The organism is Kitasatospora sp. NPDC048715, from assembly GCF_043198905.1.
Taxonomy (GTDB): domain Bacteria; phylum Actinomycetota; class Actinomycetes; order Streptomycetales; family Streptomycetaceae; genus Kitasatospora; species Kitasatospora lactacystinica.
Genome location: NZ_JBICVH010000003.1, coordinates 250,946 through 262,692 on the forward strand (window position 1 = coordinate 250,946; position 11,747 = coordinate 262,692).

General features: G+C 73.4%; 10 protein-coding genes. 9 read left to right on the plus strand and 1 reads right to left on the minus strand.

All coding sequences use genetic code 11. From position 1 onward, the window contains the following. Positions 1-60 precede the first annotated feature (60 nt). From ACGFSC_RS07780 to ACGFSC_RS07795, 4 genes are all read left to right on the plus strand, one after another. Positions 61-489, plus strand: a complete 429-nt coding sequence (locus ACGFSC_RS07780; protein ID WP_359897334.1) for a hypothetical protein — start codon at positions 61-63, stop codon at positions 487-489. Positions 490-849: 360 nt separating this feature from the next. Beyond that, on the plus strand, positions 850-2,484 hold the full coding sequence (abc-f, locus tag ACGFSC_RS07785; protein ID WP_359897336.1) for a ribosomal protection-like ABC-F family protein: 1,635 nt from the start codon (positions 850-852) through the stop codon (positions 2,482-2,484). A 76-nt stretch (positions 2,485-2,560) separates the two neighbouring features. After that, on the plus strand, positions 2,561-4,339 hold the full coding sequence (locus ACGFSC_RS07790; protein WP_359897337.1) for an ABC-F family ATP-binding cassette domain-containing protein: 1,779 nt from the start codon (positions 2,561-2,563) through the stop codon (positions 4,337-4,339). Continuing rightward, positions 4,336-4,899, plus strand: a complete 564-nt coding sequence (locus ACGFSC_RS07795; protein WP_359897339.1) for a CGNR zinc finger domain-containing protein — start codon at positions 4,336-4,338, stop codon at positions 4,897-4,899. Before ACGFSC_RS07790 ends, ACGFSC_RS07795 begins: the two co-directional genes overlap by 4 nt. A gap of 304 nt (positions 4,900-5,203) precedes the next feature. On the opposite strand, the gene ACGFSC_RS07800 is transcribed toward ACGFSC_RS07795, so the two are convergent. Next, positions 5,204-5,632, minus strand: a complete 429-nt coding sequence (locus ACGFSC_RS07800) for an Ohr family peroxiredoxin (RefSeq protein ID WP_359897341.1) — start codon at positions 5,630-5,632, stop codon at positions 5,204-5,206. Between the two features lie 374 nt (positions 5,633-6,006). On the opposite strand from ACGFSC_RS07800, the gene ACGFSC_RS07805 reads away from it, so the two are divergent. From ACGFSC_RS07805 to ACGFSC_RS07825, 5 genes are all read left to right on the plus strand, one after another. Beyond that, a complete protein-coding gene (locus ACGFSC_RS07805; RefSeq protein WP_359897342.1) occupies positions 6,007-9,183 on the plus strand; it encodes a tetratricopeptide repeat protein in 3,177 nt (1,058 codons plus the stop codon). A gap of 102 nt (positions 9,184-9,285) precedes the next feature. Further along, complete coding sequence (locus ACGFSC_RS07810; protein WP_359897343.1) at positions 9,286-9,480, plus strand: hypothetical protein; 195 nt, start codon at positions 9,286-9,288, stop codon at positions 9,478-9,480. Positions 9,481-9,687: 207 nt separating this feature from the next. Continuing rightward, complete coding sequence (locus ACGFSC_RS07815) at positions 9,688-10,107, plus strand: BlaI/MecI/CopY family transcriptional regulator (RefSeq protein ID WP_359897345.1); 420 nt, start codon at positions 9,688-9,690, stop codon at positions 10,105-10,107. Continuing rightward, positions 10,104-11,054, plus strand: a complete 951-nt coding sequence (locus tag ACGFSC_RS07820; RefSeq protein WP_359897347.1) for a M56 family metallopeptidase — start codon at positions 10,104-10,106, stop codon at positions 11,052-11,054. The genes ACGFSC_RS07815 and ACGFSC_RS07820 overlap by 4 nt, the downstream gene beginning before the upstream one ends. Positions 11,055-11,158: 104 nt before the next feature. After that, on the plus strand, positions 11,159-11,734 hold the full coding sequence (locus ACGFSC_RS07825; RefSeq protein ID WP_359897349.1) for a hypothetical protein: 576 nt from the start codon (positions 11,159-11,161) through the stop codon (positions 11,732-11,734). Positions 11,735-11,747: the final 13 nt, after the last annotated feature.

The following is an 11,747-nucleotide window of genomic DNA, read 5'->3' on the forward strand; positions in this document are numbered from 1 at the left end:
AGGTGCATGGAAACCTTGCGTCACCGGTCAGAGCAGTCACTTTTGATGAGGACACCCACCATGGCAGTCGTACGGTTCCATCTCGTCTCCGTGCTCGGCACGGAGGACGTCCTGGCGGTGCTGACCGACTTCGGCCCGTCCCGCGCCGAGGCCTGGCCGAGCATCGACGCCGAGCACTTCGAGGTCCACGCGCTCGGCGACACCTGGGCCGAGGTCACCGAGGGCACCTCGGCCGCCTGGGAACGCGCCCGCTACGAGTGGGAACCGGGCGGCGACACCGTCACCGTCACCACCCTGGACTCCAAGCTCTTCGGCCCCGGGGGCGGCTGGGTCTTCCGGATGACCCCCGAGCAGGACGGCACCCGGGTCGACGTCCAGCTGACGCGACAGCCGAACACGCTCAAGGGCCGGATGCTCGCCGCGCTGCTCCCGGTCGCCGCTCCCCCGGCCCTGCGCAAGTCCTTCGCGGGGCCCCTGCGGGTCAAGTGACCCCGCACCGAAGGGGCCGACAGCACCGGCTGTCGGCCCCTTCGGCATGCCCCGGCCGAGGCGAAGGCCGCTGCCACGAAGGGCAGTTGCCGGTCGACACCCACCGGGGCGCACACCCGTCCGGCCGTCCGGCGGCCGGCGGCTCCTGCTACAGTGGCCGTGACCTGTAGTCGTGTGATCGAGGAGTGGCAGACATGGCGGGTGACGACGACATCTCCGGGTGAGACCCGGATCTGACGGCCACCGGCCGGTGCTTCAGGAGCGCCGCCGAGGTGGTCGGCTTCGTCGTACCCATCTTCCGCACGTCTGCCCAGGGCAGAGGTCCATCTTCCTGCCCTCATTCCCTTCGAGGTCATCCCCATGTCCGACGCTGCCGTCGTCTGCTCCAACGTCTCCTTCGCCTGGCCCGACGACACCCCGGTCTTCCACGACCTGTCCTTCACCGTGCCCGCCGGCCGGACCGGCCTGGTCGCCCCCAACGGCTCCGGCAAGAGCACCCTGCTCAAGCTGATCGCCGGCGAACTCAAGCCCGCCACCGGCTCGGTGACGGTCACCGGACGGCTCGGGTACCTCCGCCAGAGCCTGCCCCTGACCTCCGGCCTCACCGTCGCCGAGGTGCTCGACATCGCCCGGATCATCCGGGCCATCGACGCCGTGGAATCCGGGGACGTCGACGAGCGGCACTTCACCACCATCGGCGACGACTGGGACATCGAGGAGCGCACCCGCGCCCAGCTCGACCGTCTCGGCCTGGCCGACCTCACCCTGGACCGCAGCCTGAGCACGCTCAGCGGCGGCCAGATCGTCTCCCTCGGCCTCGCCGCCCAACTGCTCAAGCGCCCCGACGTGCTGCTGCTCGACGAACCGACCAACAACCTCGACGCGCACGCCCGGCACAAGCTCTACGACGTGCTGGAGGACTTCAACGGCTGCCTGCTGCTGGTCAGCCACGACCGCGCGCTGCTCGACCGGATGCAGCACATCGCCGAACTCGGCAACGGCGAACTGCGCTTCCACGGCGGGAACTTCACCGCTTACGAGGAGGCCGTCCGGGCCGAGCAGGAGGTCGCCGAGAAGAACGTCCGCAACGCCGAACAGGAGCTGAAGCGGGAGAAGCGGGAGATGCAGCAGGCCCGCGAACGCGCCGAGCGCCGCCAGAGCAACGCCGCCCGCAACCTCAAGAACGCCGGCCTGCCCCGCATCTTCGCCGGAAACATGAAGCGCGGCGCCCAGGAGTCCGCGGGCCGGGCCGGCCAGATGCACGCGGCCCGGGTCGGCGAGGCCAAGGCCCGGCTCGACGAGGCCGGGCGCGCCCTGCGCGAGGAGCAGCGCCTCTCCCTGGAACTGCCCGACACCCAGGTGCCCGCCGGGCGCAACCTCTTCCTCGGCGAGGGCCTGCAGGTCCGCCACGCCGGCCGGCCGGTGTTCGCCGAGGGCGGCGTCGACCTGAGCGTCCGCGGCCCCGAGCGCATCGCGCTGACCGGGCCCAACGGCGCCGGGAAGAGCACCCTGCTGCGCCTGGTCACCGGCGAACTCGCCCCGGAAAGCGGGGAGATCAAGCGCAACGACGGGCGGATCGCCTACCTCTCGCAGCGCCTGGACCTGCTGGACCTCGACCGCACCGTGGCGGAGAACTTCGCCGCGTTCGCCCCCGAGCGGCCCGAGACGGAGCGGATGAACCTGCTCGCCCGCTTCCTCTTCCGCGGGGCCCGGGCCCACCTGCCGGTCGGGGTGCTCTCCGGCGGCGAGCGGCTGCGCGCCACCCTGGCCTGCGTGCTGTGCGCGGACCCGGCCCCGCACCTGCTGCTGCTCGACGAGCCGACCAACAACCTCGACCTGGTCAGCGCCGGCCAGCTGGAGAGCGCCCTGAACTCCTACCAGGGCGCCTTCCTGGTGGTCAGTCACGACGAGCGCTTCCTCGCCGAGATCGGGGTGAACCGCTGGCTCCGGCTGGCCGACGGCACGCTGAAGGAGACCGGGGCGCCCGCGGTGTGAGCCGCCGACGTGCGACGCGGCCCGCCGAAGCACCGTGCCCGGCGGGCCCACCACCCCTCACCTCGGAAGGTTCCCCGTGCTCCAGCACGCCCTGATCGCCCACGACCTCGTCCGCGACCTCGGCGGCCGACGCGTCCTCGACGGCGTCGGCCTGACCGCCGCCCCCGGCCACCGGATCGGCCTGATCGGGGAGAACGGCGCCGGCAAGTCCACCCTGCTGCGGGTGCTCGCCGGCGTGGACGAACCCGACGCGGGAAGCGTCTCGCGCCCCGCGGACCTCGGCTTCCTGCACCAGGAGATGGCCTTCGAGCCCGGCGCCACCGTCGCCGCCGTCCTGGACGACGCGCTGCGCGAGGCCCGCGAGGACCTCGCGGAGCTGGACCGGCTCGGTGCGGAGATCGCCCGCGTCCCGGAGTCCGACCCCGGCCACCCGGACCTCCTGGACGCCTACGGCAGGCGCCTGGAACAGGCCCGGTACCGGGAGTCGTGGGACGCCGACCGCCGGGCCGAACTGGTCCTCGACGGGCTGGGTCTGGACACGCTCGGGCACGACCGCACGCTCGGCTCGCTGTCCGGCGGGCAGCGCGGCCGGCTGGCGCTCGGCGCGCTGCTCGTGCGACGGCCGGCCGCGCTGCTGCTGGACGAGCCGACCAACCACCTCGACGACGGCGCCGCCGCCTTCCTGGAGGAGCGGGTCGGCGAACTGCCCGGCACCGTCGTCGTCGCCACCCACGACCGGGCGTTCCTCGACGCCGTCTGCACCGATCTGGTCGACCTCGACCCGGCGGTGGACGGACCGGTCCGCTACGGCGGCGGCTACAGCGCCTACCTGGGCGAGCAGCGCGCCGCGCGGGAGCGCTGGGAGCGGCGCCACGCCGAGGAGCAGCAGGAACTGGCGCGACTGCGCCAGTCCGCCGGTGCGACCGCCCACCTGGTCGCACCGGACCGGGGACCGCGCGACCACGAGAAGATGGGCTACGGCCACCGGGCGGGCCGGGTGCAGAGCCAGGTCTCCCGCCGGGTGCGCAACGCCACCCGGCGGCTGGAGGAGCTGGAGCGCGCACAGGTCCCCGCGCCGCCGCGCCCGCTGCGGTTCGCCGTCCGGGCGCTGGCCGCGGAGGTCGAGGCGCCGGTGGCAGCGGAGGTGGCGGCGGAGGTGGCGGCAGCGGCAGCGGCAGCGGACGTCAGCGCCCCGGCCGCGGACGCCGGTGCGCCGATCGCCGGCACCGGGGAGGACCCGCGGCCGCTGGTGTCGCTCCGGGACGTCCGGGTTCCCGGCCGGCTCGTACTGGACGCGCTGGAGGTGGCGGCGACCGACCGGCTGCTGGTCACGGGCGGCAACGGGACGGGCAAGTCGACGCTGCTCGCCGTCCTCGCCGGGCACCTCGCCGCCGAGGGCACCGTCCGCCGGCACCCCGGCCTGGCGGTCGGGCTGCTCACCCAGGACACCGTGTTCGACCGGCCCGACCGCACCGCCCGTGCCACCTACCGGCTGGCGCTGGGAGCGGCCCGCGCCGAGGAGGTGCCGCTCGGCTCGCTGGGGCTGCTGCCCGCGGCGGACCTGGACGAGCCCGTCGGCCGGCTGTCCGTCGGGCAGCGCCGACGGCTCGCACTGGCGCTCCTGGTCGCCGACCCGCCCGGACTGCTGCTGCTCGACGAGCCCACCAACCACCTCTCCCCGCGGCTGTGCGACGAACTGGAGGAGGCCCTCGGCACCGGTCCCGGCGCGATCGTCCTCGCGAGCCACGACCGCTGGCTGCGCCGGCGCTGGCGGGGCCGCGAGCTGCGGCTGGACCCGGCCGGCGCCACGCGTTATTGCACCTCGACACAGTCACCTGTCAGCATGGTGATGTGAACCTTGACCATGTCTTCGTCTGCGGGCACCCGGCCCTGGACTTCGCGGCCACGCTCCGTGCACGACGCACGGTCCGGTTCGAGATGTTCGTGACGCCGGAGCGCCTGAACGCCTGGTACCTGGACTGCGGGCTGGTGGACACGATCACGCCCGGTGACGAGCACGACGTCCGCGAGGCGACGACCGTCCGCGAGGCGATCTACCGGCTCGTCACCAACCGGCGGCTCGACGAGGCCTTCGACCGCGAGGCGCTCGCCGTGCTCAACGCCGCCGCGCGCAAGCCGCCCGTGACACCGCAGCTCACCATGACCGGGCGGCACAACGAGGCGACCCCCGAGCAGGCGCTGGCGACCGTCGCGCGCCAGGCGGTCGAACTCCTCAGCGGCCCGGACGTCCCCCTGATGAAGGAGTGCGGCAACCCGGAGTGCACCCGGGTCTACATCGACCGCTCCCGGGGCATGCGCCGCCAGTGGTGCGGCATGGAGTCCTGCGGCAACAAGATCAAGGCCGCCGCCTACCGCGCGCGGAAGAAGACGCCGTCCACCGCGGGCGCCCGGTAGTCCCTCCACGACCGCGCGCCCCGGCGGCCGGACCCCGGCACGGGTACCAGGCATCGCCATCCGTGCCGAGGGGGTGAACGGTTGCGACCCGCCGTCCGGCCGCGTCCGCTCGCCCGGACCGGCGGAACACCGGTCCGGGAAGTGACGAACACGCCCGGCCGCCCGGAGGCACGTGTGCGCCCGGGAAGGCGCGTGCCGCCCGCGCGCTCCGGCCGGTCGTGCGGTGCGGGGCGGGGCGGGGATGTGGGCAGGTCCCGTGCCGGACGGGGGAACAGGCGCGGGACCCGCCGTCAGGGGGTGCGGCTCAGGCGGCGACGCCGGCGTGGATGACGACCGGGATGTTGTCGCGCGTGGCCTTGGAGTACGGGCAGATCCGGTGGGCGGCGTGCGCCAGCTCCTCGGCGGTGGCCCCGTCCACGCCGCCGAGCACGGGGCGGAGGACCGCGGAGAGCGCGAACTCGTCGTCGTCGCCGTGGGTCAGGGTGATCTCGGCGGTGACGGTGGTGCTGGTGAGCCGGATCCCGCGGTCGCCGGCCGCCCGGCGAAGGGCCCCGAGGAAGCACGCGGCCCAGCCGGCCGCGAGGAGCTGCTCCGGATTGGTCGCCGTACCGCCGCCGCCGAGCTCCTTCGGAATGGCGAGACCGGTCTCCAGCAGCCCGTCGGAGGAACGGACCCGGCCGCCGTTGCGGCCCTCGCCGTCGACGTCGACAACGGCGGTGTAGCTGACTGCCATGACTGGCGCTCCCCATCTGGATCGAATCGGTGTCCGACCCGTCACGGTGACGCACTCACACCTTCGAAGCATCACCGGTCGAGCCGGTGACGAAATGATGGCAACCCGATGCGTCACCAGTCAAGCCGGTGACGCGCTCCGATGGTCTTCGCACCGCCGCCGAACCGCCTGCGGGAGAACGGCCCTGACGCGACGCCAGGCCGAGCGACGGCGACCACGGGGCGGATACCACACAACAGGCGGAAAGCCGGAGAAGATGCCGAAGCCGAACCGCCCCGAGGCCGGTACGTGCTATGGCCGACCGGCCGCACACATGCCATGCTCTCCGAGGCGACGGATGGGGACCGACCGGCGGGGGTACCGTGGAGTTCCATGTGCTCGGAGCAGTCGAACTGTCCGTCCACGGAAGGCCCGTGGCGCTCGGCACCAACAAGCTGCGCTGTCTCGCCGCGGCACTCGCACTCGACGTCGGCCGACCGGTACCGCTGGACACCCTGATCACCCGGCTCTGGGGCGACGAGCCCCCGGCCAAAGCCCGGGAGGCCGTGCACTCCTACGTCTCCCGGCTGCGCTCCGCGCTCCGGAAGGCGCAGCACCCCGACGACGGCGCGCCGCCCGCGGTGATCAACCGCAAGTCGCACGCCTACGCCCTGGACACCGATCCGAACCGGGTCGACTGGCCCCGGTACGTCCAGCTGGGGCGACGCGCCCGATCGCTCGCCGACGCGGGCAACGACCGCCAGGCGCTCGAACTCCTCCGGCGCGCCGACGACACCTGGCGGGGCGAGCCCCTCGCCGGCCTGCCCGGCCAGTGGGCCCGGGCCGCCAGAAGCACCATGCGCGACCAGTGGCTCGCCACCATGCTGACCCGCTGCGAGGTCGAGCTCAGACTCGGACACTTCGCCGAACTCGTCCCCGAACTGGCCGCGTTGGCGGAACAGCGACCGACCGACGAGCGGGTGGCGGGCCACCTGATCACCGCGCTCTACGGCTGCGACAGGTTCGCCGAGGCGCTGGACGTGTTCCGGCGGACCCGGCGGGAAATGCTGGAGTACCTCGGCGCCGAACCCGGCGAACAGCTCAGGGCACTTCAGCAACGCATCCTTCGCCGCGCCCCGATCGGCGAGATCCTGACCCGCCCGGGGCGGCCCGTCGCTCCGCCCATCGCCGCCGAGCACGGCCCCGCGCGCAGCAACTACCTCCCCGTGCGGCACCGGATGGTGGGCCGCGACGCGGAACTCCGGCACCTGCTGTCGGCGCCCACGAGCGGCTCGCCGGACGGCGCGGGCGGCTGCATCCGCGCGGTCTCCGGCATGGCCGGCACCGGGAAGACCAGCCTCGTCGTCACCGCCGCGCACCTCCTGCGGGACCGCTTCCCGGACGGCCGGTACTACGTCGACCTCCGCGCCAACGGCGGCGCCCAACAGCCGCTGGACACCGAGGCGGTGGCGACCTTGCTGCTCAGACAGTTCGGGGTCCCGGCCGCCTCGATCCCCACCGACCGGGACGAGCTGGCGTCCCGGTGCCGCGGCCTGCTCGCCGAACGCCGGGCCGTGGTCGTGCTCGACGACGCCCGGGGCCCCGGACAGGTCCGCCCCCTGCTCCCGGGCAATCCCGCCTCCTGCATCCTCGTCACGAGCCGTCACCGGCTCGCCGAACTCCCCTGCAGTCCGCTCTACCTCGACCCCATGTCGCCCGCGGACGCGGCCGGACTCTTCACCGCGCTGGTCGGAAAGGAACGGGCCGGCGACCCCGCGGGGGTCGACGCGCTCGTCGAGCGGTGCGGCAGGCTGCCGCTCGCCCTCGACCTGGCGGCGAGCCGGTTCAAGGCCCACCCCACGTGGTCCCTGGACCACTTCGTCCGGCGGCTGTCCCGCAGCGGCGGCCGGCTGAACGAACTCCGCCACGGGCTCGAAAGCGTGGCCCTGGCCTTCGACGTGTCGTACCGCTCGCTCTCCCGCACCCAGCAGGAGGCGTTCCGCCGCCTCGGCCTGCACCCCGGCCCCGACTTCGGCCCCGACACCGCCGCCGCCCTGATCGGACGGCCGCTGCGGGAGACCGACCGGATCCTGGAGAGCCTGCACGACCTGCACATGCTCCAGGAGAATTCGCCGGAGCGGTACGTACTGCACGATCTCCTGCGCGAGTTCGCCGTCGATCTCGTCACGGTCGAGGAACGGCAGCAGGCGGTTCGACGGCTCATCGGATTCGCGCTGCGGGCGGCCGATCGGGCCGACCGCCTCCTCAATCCCCGGCGCTTCCGGCTGTCCCTCCCCCGAGCGCCGCACCCCGCCCCCGTGGACGCGCTGGTGGACGGGCTCGACTGGCCCGACGACAAGGCCGTCAGGGCCTGGCTCGGGGTGGAACTCCCCGGCCTGGTCTCCGTGGAGGCCCACGCCCGGGCCACCGGCATGACCGAGGAGGCGGCCTGGCTCGCCCACGCCCTCGCCGACCACCTCGAAACCGAGGGGCTGTGGCGCGAGGCCGACGAGATGCACCGGGCCTCGGCACACCACTGGCACGGCCGGGGCGAGGACCTGGCCGAGAGCCACGCCCTCCTGGCCCTGGCCTCGATCCGGATCCGCACCGCCCGGTACGCCCTCGCCCAGCGGGCCGCGGAGCGCGCCCTCGCCATAGCGCGAGCGGCAGGCAGCGCCGAGTGCACCGCGGCGGCGCTGGAGAGACTCGCCCAGATCCGGTGGAGCCAGAGCGATCTGTCGGCTTCGCTGGCGACGCAGCGCGAGGTCGTCGAGACTCACCGGCAATCGGGGGACGAGTGGAACACGGCCCGCTGCCTGAACAATCTCGGCACCATCCTCCTGCACCTCGGCGACAGCCGGGCAGCGCTCGACGCCTTCTCCGAAGCGCTCCCCCTCGCCAAGGCCCTCGGTGCCGCACGACTCAGTCTGCAGCTTCTCGGCAATCTCGGCGGAATACACCTCAGTAGTCAGAACCCGACTGCCGCGCGCGACGCATTCGAGCAAATTCTGGCAACCGGGGAAAACATCCTGCCGCCGAACGATCTTGCCGCCATCCGCGTGAACCTCGCGGCCTCCCTGCGGCTCCCCGCCGAGGCCGACCGAGCCGCAGATCTCTACCGGGCCGCGCTCCGAACCTTCCGCCAGACGGGAAACCGACGGGCCGAGGCCGACGCCATGAACGGGCTGGGCGCCGTGCATCTGGAGACAGGGCGGTACGACGACGCCCTCGACCAGAACTCGCGCGCGCTCGAACTCGCCCGATCGATCGGCGCCCAGCGCGAGGAGGCCGGCGCGCTGCGCGGGTCGGGCCGAGCCGAGCACGCACTCGACCGGACGTCGGAGGCGCTCGACCATCTCCGCCAGGCCGTCGCTCTCGCCCGGCAGATCGAGGCACCGGAGGAGGAGGCCCACGCCTGTGAGGCATTGGCCGAATTGCAGCTGCGAACCGGCCAGACGGACGCAGCCCGCACGACACTCCGACGCGCCATTGAACTTTCCGAGTCGACGCGCACTCCGGAATCGAAAACAATGCGCAATCTCCGCAGGAAATTAGATCAAGCAAGCGAATAGAATTCGCCCGGCCGACCACTGCAGGCCTCGGACTCGATTTGATGGGCCGGGCAGCTCTGGTGTATCAATTCCGGTGTTATGTTCAGACGAACACCTGGAAGAATGCTCATGCGTAAGATTTTCTCGTGTGCGGCAGCCATTCTGACCATAGGTCTGGCCGTCCTGTCCGTTCCCGTACTCGCCACTTCGCACCAGCCGGCGGCGACCGCCAAGGCCTGGCTGCCCATCTGGGCGTTCCGCGCCGCGGTCGATGCCCCCGCCGCCGGGATCGAACCCACGGCCGGCACGGCTGCCTGAAGCACCCCGGTGCAGGACCGGGCCGGCATCTCCCTCACCGGCCGACACCGGCTCGGCGGCGATCCGTACGCCCCGTAAAGTTAGCTGAGGCACACCTAAGTCACACAGGCCGTACCCCTTCTCGCCGCACCGGCGCGGGCGGCCCTCGTCTCCGACCGGTGTCGGCGTCGGGGTGTGCCGGGCGAACGCTTCGGGACAGGGAGAGAGATGGCGAGGGACGGTCAGGAGGCCAGGCGTCCGCACGGGGAACTGGTCGCGGACGTGATGGCGGTGCTGTGGGCGGCCGGTGAGCCGATGACCGCGCAGCAGGTCAAGGCGGCGCTGCACCAGGACCTCGCCCGGACGACCGTGGCGACGATCCTCACCCGCCTGCACGAGAAGGGGACCCTGGAGCGCACGCGGCCAGGGCGTTCCTTCGCCTACGCGCCGGTCGCGGACGCCGCCGGGCTGGCGGCCGGGCGGATGCGCCGGGAGCTGGAGAAGGAGCCGCAGCGGGACCTCGTCCTGAAGCGGTTCGTGTCCTCGCTGTCCACGGACGACGGGGACGTCCTGCGGCGCCTGCTGATCGAGGCGGAGGCCGCGCCGGCTCCGGCCGGGGGCGAGGCCGTGCTGGAGGGCGGGTCGTGACGCTGTTCCTGGTGGTCGTCGCCCTCACCGTCGTCCTTCCGTGGGGAGCGGCGCCCGCGGCCCGTCGTCTGGCCGGGCTGCTCCCGCCGCGCGAGGCCTCCCTGACCCTCGCGGGGGCGGCGGTGCTGCTCGCGGGCGGCACGGTCGCGGCGCTGACGGGGCTCTTCCACGTGCCGTTCCTGGCGGGGCTGGAGCACCTGAGGTTCGCCCGGGTGACGGCGGACTGGCCGGCGGTGGTGCCGGTGTCCGGTGCCGCCGGGGTCCTGCTGGCCGTGCAGGCGGTGCGGCTGGTGCTGGCCGCTCGCCGGCAGCGTGCGCTGCTGTCCCGCGCGTGGGCGCTGACCGGCGGGGGGACGGCCGAGGGCGACGTGCTCGTCGTCCCGGGTGAGGAGGCGGAGGCCTTCGCCCTGCCGCGTTTCCGTGGCCGCGCCGCCCGCGTCGTCGTGTCGGAGGGCATGCTCAGGGCGCTCGGGCCGTCGGAGCGCACGGTGCTGTTCGCCCATGAGCGGGCTCATCTCCGCGGGCGGCACCATGTGCTCTCGGCCGTCGTCGACCTGGCCTCGGCCGTGCATCCGGCGCTCGCGCGCCTGGGGCCCGCGCTGGAGTTCCACCTGGAGCGGTGGGCGGACGAGGCCGCCGCGACGGCGGTGGGGGACCGGAGGGTCGCCGCGACCGCCATCGCCCGCGCCGCGCTGGTCGGCTCGGCCGGGACGGGGGTGCGCGACAGCCGGCTCCTGTCCGTGAGCACGGGACCGGTCCCCCGGCGGGTTCAGGCCCTGCTGGAGCCGGAGCCCGTCGGGCCCAGGGGGCGCGGGCCACGTGCGGTCGTGTCCGGTCTCGTCGCCGCGGTGGTGGTGTCGGCCCTGCTGGCGCTCGGCCTCGCCTACGGCCTGCACGAGTTCGTGGAGCACGCGGCGAGGAGGATCGTCGGCCCCCGACCGATCTGACGACATCGATGTAGACCAACGATCGGAAGCGTGGGTATGGTGAGCCTCGGTTTGCTGCTTTCGACGCCGAGGGCGTCGCGCTTTTCCGATGATGGGGACACGGTTTGTACGACGGACGGCAGGGATCGTCGAGTCCGTTCGAGCAGTCCGTCTACCTCCTGTCGGAGGCCGGGCGGGCCGTCGACCGTCTGCTGGCGGAGCGGCTGGAACACCGGGGGCTGACCCCGGTCCACCACGCGCTGCTGTCGGCGCTGGCGCAGCTGGGACCGCACGGTCGGCACGATCTCACCTCCCGGGTCACGGCGCCCGCGGCCGAGGTGGACCAGGCCCTCGACGATCTCCTGTCGGCACGCCTGCTGCAGTCGATGGTCGTCCACGTCGGCGGTCGGCAGGAGGTGCTGACCATCACTCCCACGGGTGAGTCCGCCCTGGACGTGCTCCACACCGATGCGTCGGCGACGCAGGACGACCTGCTGGCGTCCTTGACGAAGGGGCAGCGCGTCGAGCTCAACTCCCTTCTCCGGCGCGTGTGCGCGGCCGCCGCCCGCGGGGCCGGGCAGCGGCCGCGGCTCCGCGGGACGAGCGGCTGGACCCTGACCCGCGGTTCCCGGCGGACCTGGGCCAGGGTTCAGGAGGGCGTCGGCCAGGCCGAGGGGCCGGACGTCGGAACGCCGGGCTGATCCCCCCTGCGCG

Coding starts and splice junctions, on each gene's coding strand:
- ACGFSC_RS07780 (WP_359897334.1), top strand. CDS start 61: ATGGCAGTCGTACGGTTCCATCTCGTCTCCGTGCTCGGCACGGAGGAC.
- abc-f (WP_359897336.1), top strand. CDS start 850: ATGTCCGACGCTGCCGTCGTCTGCTCCAACGTCTCCTTCGCCTGGCCC.
- ACGFSC_RS07800 (WP_359897341.1), bottom strand. CDS start 5,632: ATGGCAGTCAGCTACACCGCCGTTGTCGACGTCGACGGCGAGGGCCGC.
- ACGFSC_RS07810 (WP_359897343.1), top strand. CDS start 9,286: ATGCTCATGCGTAAGATTTTCTCGTGTGCGGCAGCCATTCTGACCATA.
- ACGFSC_RS07815 (WP_359897345.1), top strand. CDS start 9,688: ATGGCGAGGGACGGTCAGGAGGCCAGGCGTCCGCACGGGGAACTGGTC.